Source organism: Flavobacterium covae, assembly GCF_001534645.1.
GTDB lineage: Bacteria > Bacteroidota > Bacteroidia > Flavobacteriales > Flavobacteriaceae > Flavobacterium > Flavobacterium covae.
The window spans coordinates 649,806-667,375 of the sequence record NZ_CP013992.1 but is presented as its reverse complement, the minus strand read 5'-3'; the positions used below and the strand labels follow the sequence as shown (position 1 = coordinate 667,375).

Genomic DNA, 17,570 nt, shown 5'->3' with positions numbered 1-17,570 from the left:
TGAATTTAAGGAGGCTATTTTAAATGGTAAATTAAATAAAACAAATATTTTTGAAATTAAAAAGTAGCATTGAATGAAGTGTTTTTAAAATTTAAACAAAGCAAAATAATCGTTTTGAATTTTACACTAAGTAATGTTGATTATGACATAGTCGATTGAATAGTAAATAAACTATAAGCTCTTAAAGATAAGAAAAAAGAAGAAGCTTTAGTAGAGTTATGAATGAATTATGTACTAATTTATTAGGATATAAAATTATTTAAAACTCATAAGCAGTAATTGCTTCTTAATCCTTTTTATAGATCACTCAAAAAGTATAAAAAAAAACAATTTCATAGATTTAAAACCTTAACAAAATGCTTTTTTAGATTTACCTTTGCAAAAAAAATAATCCCTTGAAAACCATTTTACTCATAACTCCTCCTTTTACCCAACTAAATACACCCTACCCAGCTACTGCCTATATAAAGGGTTTTTTGAATACTAAATCTATTTCTTCTTTTCAAATGGATCTAGGTATTGAAGTTATTTTAAAATTATTTTCTAAAGAAGGTATTGAAAAAATATTTGAAATTAAAAATTTAAAAATCAAACATTTAACTAAAAACACTCAACGAATCTATTCTCTTAGAAATGACTACATAAAAACAATTGAAAGTGTTATTGCCTTTTTACAAGGGAAAAAACCGTCACTAGCGCGCCAGATCTGTTCAGGAAATTTCTTACCCGAAGCCTCTCGTTTCCAACAATTAGACGACATGGATTGGGCTTTTGGTAATATGGGGATGCAAGATAAAGCAAAACATTTAGCCACTTTATATCTTGAAGATTTATCTGATTTTATTATAGAATGTGTTGATGAAAATTTCGGTTTTAGTCGTTACGCTGAACGATTAGGAAGAAGTGCTAATTCTTTTGATGAATTATATAATTTCCTAAAAGAAAAACCTACTTATATAGATTCTATTACACTAGAAATTCTACAAGAGAAAATTAAAAATACAGCACCAAAACTCATTTGTCTTTCTGTTCCTTTTCCAGGTAATTTATATAGTGCTTTTCGTTGCGCACAATTCATTAAAAAACATTATCCTGAAATAAAAACCGCTATGGGGGGAGGTTTTCCAAATACAGAACTCCGCGATTTAAAGGACAAAAGAGTTTTTGAATTCTTTGATTTCATTACTCTTGATGATGGTGAGTTACCATTAGAATTATTATACACTCATATTCACAATACGAACTCTAAAGAAATACAACTAAAACGAACTTTTATCCTTAAAAATGATGAAGTTATATTTAAAAACAATTGTACACAACCTGATTATAAACAAAGTGAGGTAGGTACTCCTGATTATTCTGACTTATTACTTGATCAATACATATCAGTAATAGAAATAGCCAATCCTATGCACAGTTTATGGAGTGATGGTCGTTGGAATAAACTTACTATGGCACATGGTTGCTATTGGGGAAAATGTACGTTTTGCGATATTTCATTAGATTACATTAAAATTTACGAACCTATTCATGCCCGAATTATAGTAGACCGTATGGAAGACCTCATTCAGCAAACAGGTGAAAGTGGTTTTCATTTTGTTGATGAAGCAGCTCCTCCTGCTCTTATGAGAGAAGTGGCATTAGAAATTTTAAGAAGAAATCTAGTGGTAACTTGGTGGACAAACATTCGTTTTGAAAAAAGTTTCTCGAGAGATCTGTGCTTGCTTCTAAAACTCTCAGGTTGTATAGCTGTATCAGGCGGATTAGAAGTAGCCTCTGATCGTTTATTAACTTTAATAAAAAAGGGTGTAACAGTAGAACAAGTGGCTCGTGTAACACGTAATTTTACCGAAGCAGGTATTATGGTACATGCTTATCTCATGTATGGGTATCCAACCCAAACAATTCAAGAAACAATTGACAGTCTAGAAATGGTACGTCAACTTTTTGAGATGGGTGTATTACAAAGTGGTTTTTGGCATCAGTTTGCCATGACTGCACATAGCCCTGTGGGAATGAATCCTGATGATTTTGGTGTAATTCCAGAAATAAACGAGATCACTTTTGCTAATAATGATATTGTATTTAGAGATAAAACAGGAATTAATCACGATCAGTTTAGTTTTGGTTTAAAAAAATCACTTTTCAATTATATGCACGGTTTATGTTTTGATTTTCCTTTGCAAGATTGGTTTGATTTTAAAATTCCTCGAACTAAAATTGCCCCTAATTTTATTGAAAATTGCCTCTTAACTGAAGATTCATTTAACTTTAAACCTAATCAAAAAGTTTATTACATAGCTCCTCTTCCTCAAATTAAATTTTTTACAAAAAATAAAAAAGGAAAATCTTGGGAAATGGCAGAAATGATTTTTGATACAAAAACAAACCGTTTTTCAATTCATCTAGAAAAAGAACACGGCCTCTGGCTACTTCAAAAGCTAACTGATTTAGATATTAGAAACAATGTTGTACAAAATTTAGGGCAAATGAAAAATAGCTTTGAAGAAAAATTTGAAGATTTTGAAATATTTTGGTTTTCAAAATCATTAAACCTAATTAAAGAAAATGGTTTAATATGTTTATAGTATTATTTTAAATTATGTCTATCAGTTTATACTATAATCTATATATTCATTTTACGAGTTATTATAGACTTCTTTATACTAAATTAAAGAATTTCACTAATTTCATTTGGTGTTCTTTTTATAAAAGAACTGTATAAAAAAGAATATTTAAGATTCAATTGCTCTTCTTCTATTGTTGACGGGCATTCACTTCTGTGTTTTTTAGAGAATCCAAATAACACAACAACTTCCTTTTTTATACAGTCTTTTTTATCAATAATCTACTATTTTAAACGGGCTCGCCATACAAATCAAACTCACTTGCATCAATAATAGTAATAGTTGCAAACTCTCCTGTTTTTAAGTAAAACTTGGAAGCATCTATCAAAACCTCATTATCTACATCTGGGCTATCAAATTCCGTTCTTCCTACAAAATAAGGTCCTTCTTTGCGATCTATAATACATTTAAAAGTTTTACCTATTTTTTCTTGATTTAATTCCCACGAAATTTGAGCCTGAATTTCCATAATTTCATTAGCACGTGCTTGTTTTACTTCATCTGGCACATCATCTTCTAATTCAAAAGCAGTTGTATTTTCTTCATGAGAATAAGCAAAACAACCTAAACGCTCAAATCGCATTTCTTCAACCCAATTTTTAAGTATCTGGAAATCTTCTTCTGTTTCACCTGGATACCCAACAATAAGCGTTGTACGGATGGTCATGTTAGGAACTAATTTTCTAAAATCATGTATCAATTGGGTTGTCTTTTCATACGTAGTACCTCTACGCATTGATTTTAAAATTCTATCTGAAATATGCTGCAAAGGAATATCTAGATAGTTACAAATTTTAGGCTCTCGTTTCATTAACTCCAATACATCCATAGGAAACCCTGTAGGAAAAGCATAATGCAAACGAATCCATTCTATACCTTCTACTTTTGCTAAGTTTTCTAATAACTCTGCTAAATTTCTTTTTTTATATAAATCCAATCCATAGTAAGTTAGATCTTGCGCAATTAAAATTAATTCTTTTACACCGTCTTTGGCTAAATTTTCAGCTTCTTTAACTAATTTTTCTATAGATTGTGATACGTGTTTTCCTCTCATAATAGGAATCGCACAAAAACTACAAGGACGATCACAGCCTTCTGCTATTTTTAAAAACGCATAATTTTTGGGGGTAGTCGTTAAACGTTCACCCAATAATTCATGTTTATAATCAGCTCCTAAAGCTTTTAAAAGCAAAGGCAAATCTGTAGTTCCAAAATACTGATCTACGTCTGGAATTTCATTTTCTAAATCGGGACGGTATCTTTCCGATAAACATCCTGTAACGAAAATTTTATCAATCAAACCCTGTTCTTTCTTATCTACGTATTCTAATATTGTATTAACCGATTCTTCTTTTGCATTATTAATAAAACCGCAAGTATTAATTACTACAATATTCCCTTCTTGTTCATGCGCTACTTCTTTGCCACTTGCTTTTAGTTGCCCCATTAAGACTTCGCTATCATATACATTCTTAGAACAACCTAAGGTAATTACATTGATTTTATTTTTTTTTAACGACTTGGTTCTCATGACTGTAAAAAATTGGAGTGCAAAATTACGATAAAATTTTGAAAGATAAGACACTCTAATTCAAAAACACCTATTACTTTAAAGCAAAACCTCTTGTTAGTCTTTATAAACAAGAGGTTTAATATATTTTTATTTAATTTACTTATAACTCAAATGAAAGTGTTAGGGTTGCATTATTATTCCTTCTAGAATAACTAACAAAATCAGGAACTCCTTCAAAAATCAATTCTTTATAGTTTCTTTTTGAAGTAGAAAAAGCAAAATCTAATTTTGTGCCTCCCCAATTACATCCAAAACCTCCTGAAAAACCAATTAAATCGCTCATTAAATTTTTCTCTTTATAAGGTGACTCTTCATATCTATACCCTCCACGTAAACTCCATTGTTTTATTTTTTTCTCAACACCTACTCTAAACTCATTAGATGTTCTAAATAAATTTGAGAATATATTGTTAGAATTATTTTCATTTGGATTATTAAATTGGTTAATAGGCTTGAAAATAATTGCAGAATAGTCTTTTACACTATAATCAAAACTAATAAACCCTTGTTTACCAAAAACATATCCCCCACTAAAACTCCATTTACTAGGTGTAACTACTGTATAGGGCGCAAAAATAATGGTTGTTCTCGGATCTACTTTATTAGCAACAGGACTATAAATCGTACTTCCTCCTACTGGTTTGACAACGACTCCTGAAGTAGTAATTCTTTGTATTAGTTGGTCTTCTAAAACCATCCAAGTAGGCGATTCATACGTAAGCCCTAGTCTCAACCCCGCAACAGGTTTATAAATAGCCCCTACTTGAAATGAAAACCCCGAACCTTTTGTAGTTAATTCATTATAAAATAACACCTCATTAATAGTAGCTCCTTTTGAATAATATGCTTTGTCATTTTTTTCTGTAAACGTTTTTTGTTGTGTATAATCAGAAAAATGAGCATTTAAATTAAGACCTAACATCCATTTTTTATCATATTCTGTAGAAAAATTAAAAGCTAATTTGCCATTATATCCTGTATTTGTTATGTAACTTTGTTGTGTATATTTCTTACCATCGGAAGCATGTGAAATATTAGCATAAAATACATTATTTACTGTATCATAATCTAACAATTGAGACCTATAACCTAGAGCTACCTGAGTTTGAGTAAAGCCCATTTGATCATAATTTAAACCCGCAATATCAGAAAAGCGCATTCCTCTTGCATGGTTTAAAAAATATTTATCAATAGAATTTATTGAATTTTCACCTAATACAGTTACAGCATTTTTAAAATTTGCTTGATTATCATAATTCAACGCTAAAGCAAATTTGTTCCAATCTGAATACTTATTATTATTTTCAAAAACAAAAACACCTCCTATTTGATTAAAATTCAAATTACTAGTATTTGTATTTGTACTTGTTTCAAAATATTGAGATCTAATAGCATTGTATCTATTATTCAGGGTAAAAGCAAATTGATTATTTGCAAATACCACAGAACTAGCTGGATTTATACTTATCGCTGACAAATCTCCTCCCAAAGCACCGAAAGCACCGCTTAGAGCCCTAAATCGAGCGGTTCCATTCATATCTATTATGGAATATTGCAGAGCTTCTTTTACTCCTTGTGCATTACTATTCAAAAAACTTATAAGAATAATAAATACTAAATAAAACTTTTTCATTTTTTTACTTATAAAACCTTAAATATAAGATAGCATTTAACAAATTTTGAATCTTAAACTATGATTACCTACGTCCTCCATTATTATAAAATCTAGGTGAAGACTCATAATTTCTAGGTGCTTCATAACTCCTTGGTGAAGATTCATAATTTCTAGGCGCTTCATAACTCCTTGGTGAAGATTCATAATTTCTAGGCGCTTCATAACTCCTTGGCGAAGATTCATAATTTCTAGGTGTTTCATAGCTCCTTGGTGAAGATTCATAGTTTCTAGGTGTTTCATAGCTTCTTGGTGAAGATTCATAGTTTCTAGGTGTTTCATAGCTCCTTGGTGAAGATTCATAGTTTCTAGGTGTTTCATAACTCCTTGGTGAAGATTCATAGTTTCTAGGTGTTTCATAACTCCTTGATGAAGATTCATAGTTTCTAGATCTAGTATTAGTTATATAATCTTGTGTATCTCCCCCATTTCTTCTTGAACCAATATAATGTGGATTCGTATTATAATTTCTTTTATACAATACATCCGTAGTTCTATCAAAATTTAAGAACGAATTTGAATAGTTTAAATAACTTCCTCCATCATATCCTCCTAACCTTCTTTCTCCACTATAACTGTAATTTCTTCCATAATAATAAGAATTATTCCAACCATAATACGTATTAGTATAGTAAGGGTCATACCAACCAGATCCCCAATAAGGACCATAATAAGTATATCCCCAATGAGGGCTATAATACCAATCATTCCAATAACTAAATCCAGAATAATAAGGTCTATATCCCCAATGGTTCCACCATGTTCCATAACTCCAACCCCAATGATTCCAAGAATTATTGTATACATTTACCGTTACCTCTTTATTATTGCCTCCCCAACCTTCATAATTCTTTCTAGATACTATTTTAGTAGTATCTAAAGTTGAAGTATAACTAGCAATATCTGTAAACACTTCTTTATTAGAGATTTTAAAATCATTTGCTTTAGCACCAAAATACTCTTTATAACGTCCACCATCATTATTTTGATCTCTAACCTCTTGAATTATTTTGGTTTCCTTATGAGTAGAACCATAAATCCCATCATTATCATAATAGGAAATATTTTGATAAGAAGCACAAGCCTGTATAAGTATACTTATGCTTACCAATACTATTTTAACAACAGCATTTCTTAAATATTGAAAGTTTGTTTTCATTTCTCAATTTTTTATTGTTGGACAATACAAAAATAACTAGTTTTGCACAAATTATTTCAACTTTAACAAATCACAATTTTTGTGCCAAAATATTGATAATGAGCAAGAACTTGACAAAACGCGCAGACGATTATTCTAAATGGTATAATGAACTAGTAGTAAAAGCAGATTTAGCTGAAAATTCAGCAGTTAGAGGATGTATGGTTATTAAACCCTACGGATACGCCATTTGGGAAAAAATGCAAGCGCAATTAGATAAAATGTTTAAAGAGACAGGACACAGCAACGCTTATTTTCCTCTTTTTGTCCCTAAAAGCATGTTTGAAGCCGAAGAAAAAAATGCAGAAGGTTTTGCAAAAGAATGTGCTGTGGTTACACACTATCGTTTAAAAAATGATGAAGATAGACCTGGTAAATTAATAGTTGACCCTAATGCTAAATTAGAAGAAGAACTAATTGTACGCCCTACTTCTGAAGCCATTATTTGGAGTACCTACAAAAACTGGATTCAATCATATAGAGACCTTCCATTATTAATTAACCAGTGGGCCAATGTAGTACGCTGGGAAATGCGCACACGCTTATTCTTACGTACAGCTGAGTTTTTGTGGCAAGAAGGCCACACAGCACATGCTACAAAACAAGAAGCATTAGACGAAACAGTACAAATGATGAATGTATACGCTCATTTCGTTGAAAACTTTATGGCTATACCAGTAGTAAAAGGGGTAAAAACCGCTAATGAGCGTTTTGCAGGAGCTGAAGAAACTTTTTGCATTGAAGCATTAATGCAAGACGGAAAAGCATTACAAGCAGGAACATCTCATTTTTTAGGTCAAAATTTTGCAAATGCTTTTGATGTAAAATTCACAAATGCTGAAGGAAAACAAGAATATGTATGGGGAACCTCTTGGGGAGTTTCTACTCGTTTAATGGGAGCTTTAATTATGACTCACTCTGACGATAACGGATTAGTACTACCTCCTAACTTAGCTCCTATTCAAGTCGTTATAGTCCCTATTTTTAAATCAGATGAAGAATTAAAGAAGATCACAGCAGCAGCTGATGAACTAACTGACTCCTTAAGAAAACTAGAACTTTCTGTTAAGTTTGACAACAGAACCACACAAAAGCCAGGGTTTAAATTTGCTGAATGGGAACTAAAAGGAGTCCCTGTTCGCGTAGCTATAGGACCTAAAGATTTAGAAAATGAAACTTTTGAAATTGCTCGTCGTGACACTTTATCTAAACAAGTAGTAACCAAAGAGAAAGTAGTATCCTTTATTCAAAGCTTAATGGAAGAAATCCAAACCGAAATGTTTGCCAAAGCTTTACATTATAGAAATACCCATATTACAGAAGTAAACACATTTGATGAGTTTAAAGATATCTTAGAAAACAAAGGAGGATTTGTATCTGCTCATTGGGACGGAACCCCAGAAACGGAAGAAAAAATAAAAGAATTAACCAAAGCAACTATACGTTGCATTCCTTTGGAACGAAAAGAAGAAAATGGAATTTGTATTTTTTCAGGAAATCCTTCAAACGGAAGAGTCTTATTTGCAAAGGCTTACTAAAAAAAGACAAAAAAAAACAAAAAAAAATTGCGAGTGCTATTGCAAAAACAAAAAATGTGTGTATCTTTGCACTCGCAATACGGAAATGATCGCTCAACAAAAGCAATCAAAGTACAAAAAGGCCCGTTCGTCTATCGGTTAGGACTCAAGATTTTCATTCTTGCAAGAGGGGTTCGATTCCCCTACGGGCTACAAAAATTGAAATACTGAAAAAAAACAAATGCCTTATGGCCCGTTCGTCTATCGGTTAGGACTCAAGATTTTCATTCTTGCAAGAGGGGTTCGATTCCCCTACGGGCTACAACTTTAAAACACTATAAGGCATCTTGGCCCGTTCGTCTATCGGTTAGGACTCAAGATTTTCATTCTTGCAAGAGGGGTTCGATTCCCCTACGGGCTACAAATTAGTTGTAAATAAGTTTTATAAAATAACTACTTAGTGTCTCAAGTATTATTTTATTAGTTAAAACCAAAGTGATTATTCAAGTAATTATGGGAGGTTTTTCTTTTTTAACTAATAGTTTATAAATTATTATTACAATTAACATTAAAAAAAATGGCAAATCATAAGTCCGCTTTAAAAAGAATTAGAAGTAACGAAAAAAGAAGAGTATTAAACAGATACCAACACAAAACTACTCGTAACGCTATCAAAACTATCCGTTTAGCTACAGATAAAGCAGAAGCAGTTGCTAAGTTACCAATCGTTATTTCAATGATCGACAAATTAGCTAAGAAAAACATCATACACGACAATAAAGCTTCTAACTTAAAGTCAAAACTAACAAGACACGTAGCAGCTTTATAATTTATAATTAAGTGTTCAAAAGCAAATCCCGAATTATTCGGGATTTTTTCTTTATAATACAAATCAAAACTTCATTATAAACCCAGAATAAGATCAACAATCTATACACATAAAAGACATCTCCTTATAAATTCATTCCAAAAACCAAATATCTTAATACATAATATCAAATTTACTATAAAGGAGATAAATCTTTTTAAACTAATCATCACTTAACGATTGAATTAGAAAAAAATAATTGTAATTTTGCACCTTCAAAAATCACACACATGGAATCAATTAGAAATATTGCCATTATCGCACACGTTGACCACGGTAAAACAACTTTGGTTGACAAAATTATGTACCACTGTCAATTATTCAGAGAAAATGAAAACACAGGGGATTTAATTCTTGACAATAATGATTTAGAACGCGAACGCGGTATCACAATTACTTCTAAAAACGTATCAGTTACCTACAAAGGGACAAAAATTAATATTATAGACACTCCTGGTCACGCGGATTTTGGAGGAGAAGTAGAACGAGTATTAAATATGGCTGACGGAGTATGCTTGTTAGTAGATGCTTTTGAAGGACCTATGCCACAAACCCGTTTTGTATTACAAAAAGCAATTGATTTAGGTTTAAAACCATGTGTGGTTATAAACAAAGTAGACAAAGAAAACTGTACTCCTGAAGAAGTACACGAGAAAGTTTTCGACTTAATGTTTGAGTTAGGAGCTACTGAAGAACAATTAGATTTCCCTTGTGTATATGGTTCTGCAAAAAACAACTGGATGAGCGAGGATTGGAAAGTTCAAACTTCATCTATAGAACCTCTTTTAGACATGGTTTTAAACAATGTACCTGCTCCTAAAGTTTCTGAAGGTACTCCGCAAATGTTAATTACCTCATTAGACTTCTCATCATTTACAGGTCGTATAGCAATTGGCCGTTTACAGAGAGGTATTTTGAGTGAAGGAATGAATATTTCACTCGTAAAACGTGACGGATCAATCACAAAGTCTAGAATTAAAGAATTACATACTTTTGAAGGTCTTGGTCGTAAAAAAGTACAAGAAGTCGTTGCAGGTGACATTTGTGCTATTGTAGGTTTAGAAGGTTTTGATATTGGTGATACTGTAGCTGATTTTGAAAATCCAGAAGCGTTAGCTACTATTGCTATTGATGAACCTACGATGAGTATGCTTTTTACAATTAACGACTCACCTTTCTTCGGAAAAGAAGGTAAATTTGTAACTTCTCGTCACATTAAAGATCGTTTAACAAAAGAATTAGAAAAAAACTTAGCATTACGTGTTAACGAAACTGATTCTGCTGATAAATTTATGGTTTTTGGTCGTGGTGTATTACACTTATCTGTTTTAATTGAAACGATGCGCCGCGAAGGTTATGAATTACAAATTGGTCAACCTCAAGTTATTATTAAAGAAATTAATGGCGTAAAATGTGAGCCTGTTGAAGAATTAACAATTGATTTACCTGAAAACGTATCAGGTAAAGCAGTAGAATTTGTAACGGTTCGTAAAGGTGAAATGTTAAGTATGGAGCCAAGAGGTGAACGTATGATTATTAAATTTATCATTCCTTCTCGTGGTATCATTGGATTACGTAACCAATTATTAACAGCTACAGCGGGTGAAGCTATTATGGCACACCGTTTCTTAGAATATCAACCATATAAAGGTGAAATTGCAGGTCGTATCAGCGGCTCTTTAATTTGTATGGAAAACGGAAAAGCAATTCCTTATTCAATTAATAAATTACAAGAAAGAGGTAAGTTTTTCGTAGATCCAAATGAAGATGTATACGAAGGTCAAGTAATTGGCGAGAACTCTCGTGGTGACGATATGGTTGTAAATATCACTAAAACGAAACAGTTAACAAACTTCCGTAGTGCGGGCGCTGATGATAAAACTAGAATTGTTCCTGCTATAAAATTCACATTAGAAGAAGCATTAGAATATATTCAAAAAGATGAGTATGTGGAAGTAACTCCTAAATCACTTCGTTTACGTAAAATCTTTTTAAATGAAAATGACAGAAAACGTAATAAAATAGCATAATTAAATACCTAAAACCAGTCTTTAAAGGCTGGTTTTTTTATTTTATGAAATAACCCTAATTATGATTCCTTTTTTAAATATTGATTATGTGACTCCTCCTTACCGGAGTGATAAACATGAGGTATTTTATTTAGGGTTCTTCTTGTCATCCCGACCCTAGTAGGAATCAGATAAAGTGCATATATCATTTAAACTTTGAATTTTCTTTTTAAAAATAGGGTATCTACAAAAACAACAAAAATTAGTGTTGGTTCTCGATGAACTTCGCGTTCGAACGAACGATGATTTCAATTATATACTCAACCGTCTGTCCAAGTTGTTTTTTAAAAAACGTATCGAGAACTTTACTTTTAAATCCAGTATATTTTAAGTTTAAATGATATTATTTTTGACTATTAAACCTTATTTTCCTCTTCGTTTTCGGAAATAAAAAGAGGCTGTTTGAAAAGTAAAAAATTAACGTTAATTTTTTACTTTTCAAACAGCCTCTCTAAATTAAATACTATTTAGTTTACATAGCTATTTCCTTTTCCATTAACTTCAAAATTTACATAAGGAGCATCTCCTGTTGCAATAGTACCTCTTACTCTAAAAGAGCCTTGTAGTTTTTCAATAGAAGGACGCACACTATTATTATATAACTCTGATTCTGTTATTTCTTTAAAATCAACTAAAACATTATTGGTTCTAAACTGATCCCAAGGTGCATAGGTTCCAAAACTTACTGTTTTATCATCTATAGTATATGCTATTTGGTTAAATGTACCTGTTGACGCTCCTGTTTTATGAACTGCTAAAACATATCCGTATTTTTTTACTGGAATAGAGGTTGGTGGTGTATTGTAAAAATAACTTCCATACCAAGGTGTATAATTTTTCAATACAATTTCTCTATCTGTATTATTGAATATGATAATTCTGGCACAATTAGCTATACCGTAATCTGATTTTAGTTTATCCACTGCTTTTTTGGCTTCATCATAAGTCTTTGCTGTATATAAAGTTTCTTCACATTCTGAATAGTTTGATACTCCGTTAACATTAATGGTAACATCAAGGTTTGATTCAATATTTACAGCGGTATACTCTATTGGGTATCCTGGGTTTTCTTTAGAAACTTCTGCTCCTTTAACTATAAAGTCTCTTACTTTATCAAAATTTCCTGCAAAAGCTCCTAATGAAGATTCTAATCCACTGGTTGCATTACCTCCTAATTGTTTTACATATACTCTTGTATTTTGTAGTGTATTAGCATATTTTATTTTTTGATCTACTGTAATATTAGCCGTAGGGTTTTTATAAGCAAAGTTTAAAGCTTGCTCTATTTCTAAAGAACTTTCATCCGATTCATAAACCAATGCGTATAATCTACCATACGTTACAGACGATATATAAACTGCTGGATTATCTACTCCTATATATTTATCAAATTCAGATCTTGGATATTCTTTTTTTATCCAACCAAAATCGCCTTGAAGTCCTGGTTTTGCAGATACTGACACGTTAAAGAATTTTTGTTTAAGCGTAACAGCATAATAGGTTTTATTCTTTTTAAAGTCTATTCCAAAACTACCTGACAACCCTATAGCTGGTCCTGTATAACCAACCCCCAAAGCCACTTGTAATTGTTTGCTATCATACGTTCTTTTAATATCAATGGTATAGTTAGCAGGAAATTTAGTTCCTGATGTATAATATCCTTCAATGATTTTTTCTAAGGCACCTTGTACTTTTCCTGCTGTTGGATTTTCTACATTTAAACTGGATGGACTGGATGAACTGGATGAGAAGGCATCAACTTTTACTTCAATGCTATTTCTTCCACTTGCATCTACAGGAATAGAACCTAAGTTTCCTGTAGCAATAGTGCTTCCTTGAATCAGGTTACCTGGCCACATTAGGTGAGATCCCGTTCCTAATTTTGAAAAGTTACCAAATGTTTTGTCAAAATTTTCTTTAATAATTTGACAGCTTGAATAGCCTCTTTCATTTGATGATGGAGAAAGGATTCTTCTACTAATTTTTAATTCTGTTTTAGGACCAGCATAAATCCCTTTCTCATTAAGAACTTTATCCTCTTTTAAGGATTCATTACCCGAAACGTCTTCGTTGTTACAACTCAAGACTGACATTTGCATTACAAATAGTAATGCCAACCTAGCATTTAGTTTTAAAAAATTCATACACATTTATTTGTAATTATCTAATCAATAAGCTTATTCTTTATTTTAAACATTATACATAACTCTAGTTGTTTTGGATAAATTGAAAAGTTACCGTAAAACAACGTCTTTTACAATTTCTCCTCCTAACTCTTCGTTTATCATTTTTATAATTTTATCTTTTCCATAACTTAATTCTTCTCTTAAAACGGCAGATGTTAATTCAACATATAAAACAGAGCCCTTTAATATAACTCCTTGTGTATAATAATTTACTCCATTTCCCATTAAATTTTTCCAAGCATCAACTACCGAAATTTGATTTAGTCCTTTCTCTAATTTGTTGGTCTGAATAATTTGTTTTAGAATATCTCCTATTGGACTATCATTATTCAATCGTTTTGCCATCTTTCATTACTTTAGTATAATAATTTTCATTTCCATTTTCTGTTTCTAAAATCATTTCTTGGTCTGTAATTTTTAGGAGTTTATCCTTGTGTTTTCCAAATTTGGAACTAAATTCTAAATAAATCTTACCTTCTTTTTCTATTCCTTTTATTGTTTCTTGTAAATCGTTAATTAAAAATTTACCTGTAGGTTGCCAACGTACTTTTTTATGAAATCCTTGATTTTCTATGACCTCAAAATAATCATAATTTTCATTTATTTCATATTTTTTATCCTCTCCTTCAACAACTTTTACTTTTTCTATTTGCCAATAACCGTTTAATTTATTTAATTCTTTTAATTCTATTTTTTTAGTACATGAAATAAGTAAAAAAACAAGTAGAATATTACTGGTTAACCTCATATTTATTGTTATTATTATGTGGACGAAAATAAGGAGTATAAAACGATAATAAAACTATTTTATAGAATTTTTTATAAAAAAACCTTGTATTTTTTCTATTTTTTATAACAATAAACACTAAAAACACACTTAACCTACTGTTATTTTATATATTGTTAAACATTTTTCACGAGCTATTTTATGGTCTACTATAGGTTTAGGATAGTTAGGAGTTTCTAGCTCTGGAATCCATTTTTTGATGTATTGTAAATTGGGGTCAAACTTTTTAATCTGCTCGGTTGGGTTAAAAATCCTAAAATAAGGTGCTGCATCTACCCCACTCCCTGCAGCCCATTGCCAGTTACCTACATTACTTGATTGTTCATAATCTAATAATTTTGTAGCAAAATAAGCTTCACCCCAACGCCAGTCTATTAATAAATGTTTGCATAAAAAGCTTGCCACAATCATTCGTACGCGGTTGTGCATGTGCCCTGTTGCATTAAGCTCTCGCATACCTGCATCTACAAAGGGATAACCTGTTTGTCCTTGACACCATTTTTGAAAAAAAAGCTCATTATTTTCCCATGGTATATGATCATATTTATCCTTGAAACTCTTGTGAATTGTATGGGGAAAATGCCATAAAATTTGCATAAAAAATTCTCTCCAAATCAGTTCGTTTAGAAACGTTGGGTTTTCAAAGGTGCGCACATGTTCTACTAATTTTCGTATGCTTAGAGTTCCAAAACGTAAATGAATGCTTAATAATGAGGTTCCTGGTAAACTGGGATAATTACGAGTGGTTTCGTAATGGTTTATCAAGGCATCTGAAATATTATATTTAGGTACTACAATAGTAGTAGGTTTAAAACTAATGTCATTTAAACTTAAAAAAGGGTAATTATGTTGTATTATTTTATGTATTAATTTTTCAGAGGGGTAATATGGTAATTGTATTGTATTTAATTTTTCTTTCCATTTTTTAGAATAGGGTGTATAAACCACATAAGGTGTTTGATTGTTTTTTAGTATTTCTGATTTTTCAAAAATAACTTGATCTTTACATGTTTTAAAAGCTACTTGGTGTGATTTTAGTAGCTCATTAATGGCTTTATCCCGTTTTCTGGCGGCTGGCTCATAATCATGGTTTGTGTAAACATTTTCAATTTTATGCTTTTTTATAAGTTCTGAAAAAATTTCTACCGGATTGCCATAAAAAATAGCTAAAGACTTGTTTACTACTTTAAACTGCTTGTTTATATATTGTAATTGTTGATGAATAAAGGAAACCCGAGCATCCGTTTTTTCTAATTGATTTAAAATAGTAGTATCAAAAATAAAAATGGGTAATACGCTCTGGTTTTCTTGCAAAGCAAAGTATAAGGCTGCATTGTCCTCTACTCGTAAATCTCTTCTGTACCAAAAAATTGTCATTTTTAATTAATTATTGAAACATGTTAGCTAAAATACGGTATCGACTCTGAAAAATATAACGCACTTTATTAGACACCCACCATCCTGCCATTAAATTACCTAGAAGCCCTAGTGGTAGTTTAAAATTAACAATATCGGTCATTAATACGTTTCCTTGTGGTGTTTCTTCAAAATGATGTTCATGATGCCACATAGTATAGGGACCAAAACGTTGTTCATCTACAAAAATTTTTTGGTTCTCTAAATGTGTAATTTCGGTTATCCAATTATTTTTAAAAAAAGGAAAAACACCTATTTTGTAGGTAATAATTTGCCCTGCATAGGTAGTATTACTGGGGTTATTAGTAATACGAAAATCCATATCCTTAGGTGTAATTTTATCAAGATTTTTGGGCAAAGTAAAAAAATGCCATGCTTCATCTAAACTAATAGGTAGTATTTGCTTAGAAGTTAGGGTATAAATACCTGATTGTTTTTTTATGCTAATATTCATCTTTTTAAATTTTTATAGGATAATTGAGTAGTATAGTTCCATTTTTCTCTAAGATATTCAAACAGGAGTATGCTACTATAAAGCATTGTAAAACAATAAAAATTGTCTTCTAAAGGCATGGTTCCTATTTGAATATTTAAGTTTTCGGTATTGTTGTAATACACAACAGCTTGCGAGGTAAACATTCCTGTAAGTGCTGAATTAACTAAAAAAAAAGGAATGTAAATAATAACAAAACTTATATAAAACTGACGAGCATAACACCATTGATATATGCTTTGTAAGAACATAATTAATGCAAAAAGACCTAAACTTGAAGCGGTGTATTTTTTTTCTAAATTAAAAAAAAGTAATAATACGCTAATAATGAACAGACTAACACTTATGTTTTGGGTTGCTTTTTTAGTCAATTTAATGTAAGGAAAAAAATAACACATGGAATAATGTATAAAGTTACTAGCATAGGGTATTAGCAAAAAAAACAACCATTCTTCTATGGGTAATTTTAAAAAGCGAATACCCATTAAGTAGGTGTTATTAAAACCCCAAATTTCTTGATAGGCAAAATAAATATCCCAAATAATAAAAAATAACCCTACAACAATAATGGATAGAAAATAAGGTTTCCAAAAACGAATAAAGTGGATCCATTTCTTCTCAAAACTAAATAGAAAGGGAATGGCAAAACTGGTTATATCTAATATGAGGTAGTAGTATTTTTCCAAGATTTTAATATTTTGTATTCGATTTTCTAGCTTCTTTAAAATATTTTATGGGTACAAATAACATTCCGAAACATTCGCCATCTGTTTTACCTAGGTGTTTGTGATGTACTTTATGAGCTTTTCTTAGTCCTCGTAAATACCAATTATTTGTATTTTCAAACCATTTGAATCTTCTGTGAATAAGAATGTCATGTATTAAGAAATAGGCTAATCCATAAAAAAAGATGCCTAATCCTATAAAAAAAAGTGCATTTATCCCGTTGTTTGCTCCAAAAAAGAATAATAAAATGCTTGGGGTGGCAAATACTATAAAAAAGAAATCATTTTTTTCGAAAACATGAGGATATCCTGGTTGATGGTGGTCTTCATGAAAATACCAGCCTAAACCGTGCATAATGTATTTATGTGTAAGCCAAGTAATACCTTCCATTGCTATAAAAACAAGTAGCGTAATAAGTGTGTAATAAATCATTTGCAT

14 protein-coding genes and 3 tRNA genes are annotated in these 17,570 nt (G+C 31.1%); 7 read left to right on the top strand and 10 right to left on the bottom strand.

Annotation, left to right across the window (positions count from 1 at the left end; all coding sequences use genetic code 11):
- Positions 1-395 precede the first annotated feature (395 nt).
- A complete protein-coding gene (locus AWN65_RS02840) occupies positions 396-2,588 on the top strand; it encodes a B12-binding domain-containing radical SAM protein (RefSeq protein ID WP_060381776.1) in 2,193 nt (730 codons plus the stop codon).
- A gap of 268 nt (positions 2,589-2,856) precedes the next feature.
- Here the strand turns inward: AWN65_RS02840 and rimO are convergent, their stop codons facing one another.
- From rimO to AWN65_RS02825, 3 genes are all read right to left on the bottom strand, one after another.
- Positions 2,857-4,158, bottom strand: coding sequence for a 30S ribosomal protein S12 methylthiotransferase RimO (gene rimO, locus AWN65_RS02835; RefSeq protein ID WP_060381775.1), 1,302 nt, complete (start codon positions 4,156-4,158; stop codon positions 2,857-2,859).
- A 142-nt stretch (positions 4,159-4,300) separates the two neighbouring features.
- The gene (locus AWN65_RS02830) at positions 4,301-5,833 is read right to left on the bottom strand and encodes an OmpP1/FadL family transporter (RefSeq protein WP_060381774.1); all 1,533 of its coding nucleotides are present in this window, start codon (positions 5,831-5,833) and stop codon (positions 4,301-4,303) included.
- Positions 5,834-5,897: 64 nt separating this feature from the next.
- Positions 5,898-7,031, bottom strand: a complete 1,134-nt coding sequence (locus AWN65_RS02825; protein ID WP_060381773.1) for an alkaline phosphatase family protein — start codon at positions 7,029-7,031, stop codon at positions 5,898-5,900.
- Positions 7,032-7,129: 98 nt separating this feature from the next.
- Between AWN65_RS02825 and proS the strand changes: the two genes are divergently transcribed.
- From proS to typA, 6 genes are all read left to right on the top strand, one after another.
- Positions 7,130-8,608, top strand: a complete 1,479-nt coding sequence (gene proS / locus AWN65_RS02820) for a proline--tRNA ligase (RefSeq protein WP_060383804.1) — start codon at positions 7,130-7,132, stop codon at positions 8,606-8,608.
- A gap of 120 nt (positions 8,609-8,728) precedes the next feature.
- A tRNA-Glu gene (locus AWN65_RS02815) sits at positions 8,729-8,800 on the top strand.
- Positions 8,801-8,837: 37 nt separating this feature from the next.
- Positions 8,838-8,909 (top strand) — tRNA-Glu (locus AWN65_RS02810).
- A 27-nt stretch (positions 8,910-8,936) separates the two neighbouring features.
- Positions 8,937-9,008 (top strand) — tRNA-Glu (locus AWN65_RS02805).
- 156 nt (positions 9,009-9,164) lie between these two features.
- Positions 9,165-9,416 (top strand): 30S ribosomal protein S20, encoded by a 252-nt coding sequence (gene rpsT / locus AWN65_RS02800; RefSeq protein WP_014165564.1) that lies wholly within the window; start codon positions 9,165-9,167, stop codon positions 9,414-9,416.
- Between the two features lie 269 nt (positions 9,417-9,685).
- A complete protein-coding gene (typA, locus tag AWN65_RS02795) occupies positions 9,686-11,485 on the top strand; it encodes a translational GTPase TypA (RefSeq protein ID WP_060381772.1) in 1,800 nt (599 codons plus the stop codon).
- Between the two features lie 506 nt (positions 11,486-11,991).
- Here the strand turns inward: typA and AWN65_RS02790 are convergent.
- From AWN65_RS02790 to AWN65_RS02760, 7 genes are all read right to left on the bottom strand, one after another.
- A complete protein-coding gene (locus AWN65_RS02790) occupies positions 11,992-13,668 on the bottom strand; it encodes a thiol-activated cytolysin family protein (protein WP_081078383.1) in 1,677 nt (558 codons plus the stop codon).
- Between the two features lie 90 nt (positions 13,669-13,758).
- Positions 13,759-14,055 carry a DUF721 domain-containing protein gene (locus AWN65_RS02785; protein WP_060381770.1) on the bottom strand — a complete coding sequence of 99 codons (297 nt, stop codon included), beginning with the start codon at positions 14,053-14,055 and terminating at the stop codon, positions 13,759-13,761.
- Positions 14,036-14,458: a hypothetical protein gene (locus AWN65_RS02780; protein ID WP_060381769.1), complete on the bottom strand. Its 423-nt coding sequence runs from the start codon at positions 14,456-14,458 to the stop codon at positions 14,036-14,038. The genes AWN65_RS02785 and AWN65_RS02780 overlap by 20 nt, the downstream gene beginning before the upstream one ends.
- Before the next feature lie 129 nt (positions 14,459-14,587).
- A complete protein-coding gene (locus tag AWN65_RS02775) occupies positions 14,588-15,874 on the bottom strand; it encodes a cryptochrome/photolyase family protein (RefSeq protein WP_060381768.1) in 1,287 nt (428 codons plus the stop codon).
- A 10-nt stretch (positions 15,875-15,884) separates the two neighbouring features.
- The gene (locus tag AWN65_RS02770) at positions 15,885-16,367 is read right to left on the bottom strand and encodes an SRPBCC family protein (protein WP_060381767.1); all 483 of its coding nucleotides are present in this window, start codon (positions 16,365-16,367) and stop codon (positions 15,885-15,887) included.
- A complete protein-coding gene (locus AWN65_RS02765) occupies positions 16,364-17,092 on the bottom strand; it encodes a lycopene cyclase domain-containing protein (RefSeq protein WP_060381766.1) in 729 nt (242 codons plus the stop codon). Before AWN65_RS02765 ends, AWN65_RS02770 begins: the two co-directional genes overlap by 4 nt.
- 4 nt (positions 17,093-17,096) lie before the next feature.
- Positions 17,097-17,570: a sterol desaturase family protein gene (locus AWN65_RS02760; protein WP_174647494.1), complete on the bottom strand. Its 474-nt coding sequence runs from the start codon at positions 17,568-17,570 to the stop codon at positions 17,097-17,099.

Coding starts and splice junctions, on each gene's coding strand:
- rimO (WP_060381775.1), bottom strand. CDS start 4,158: ATGAGAACCAAGTCGTTAAAAAAAAATAAAATCAATGTAATTACCTTA.
- AWN65_RS02830 (WP_060381774.1), bottom strand. CDS start 5,833: ATGAAAAAGTTTTATTTAGTATTTATTATTCTTATAAGTTTTTTGAAT.
- AWN65_RS02825 (WP_060381773.1), bottom strand. CDS start 7,031: ATGAAAACAAACTTTCAATATTTAAGAAATGCTGTTGTTAAAATAGTA.
- proS (WP_060383804.1), top strand. CDS start 7,130: ATGAGCAAGAACTTGACAAAACGCGCAGACGATTATTCTAAATGGTAT.
- rpsT (WP_014165564.1), top strand. CDS start 9,165: ATGGCAAATCATAAGTCCGCTTTAAAAAGAATTAGAAGTAACGAAAAA.
- typA (WP_060381772.1), top strand. CDS start 9,686: ATGGAATCAATTAGAAATATTGCCATTATCGCACACGTTGACCACGGT.
- AWN65_RS02790 (WP_081078383.1), bottom strand. CDS start 13,668: ATGAATTTTTTAAAACTAAATGCTAGGTTGGCATTACTATTTGTAATG.
- AWN65_RS02785 (WP_060381770.1), bottom strand. CDS start 14,055: ATGGCAAAACGATTGAATAATGATAGTCCAATAGGAGATATTCTAAAA.
- AWN65_RS02780 (WP_060381769.1), bottom strand. CDS start 14,458: ATGAGGTTAACCAGTAATATTCTACTTGTTTTTTTACTTATTTCATGT.
- AWN65_RS02775 (WP_060381768.1), bottom strand. CDS start 15,874: ATGACAATTTTTTGGTACAGAAGAGATTTACGAGTAGAGGACAATGCA.
- AWN65_RS02770 (WP_060381767.1), bottom strand. CDS start 16,367: ATGAATATTAGCATAAAAAAACAATCAGGTATTTATACCCTAACTTCT.
- AWN65_RS02760 (WP_174647494.1), bottom strand. CDS start 17,570: ATGCAAATGATTTATTACACACTTATTACGCTACTTGTTTTTATAGCA.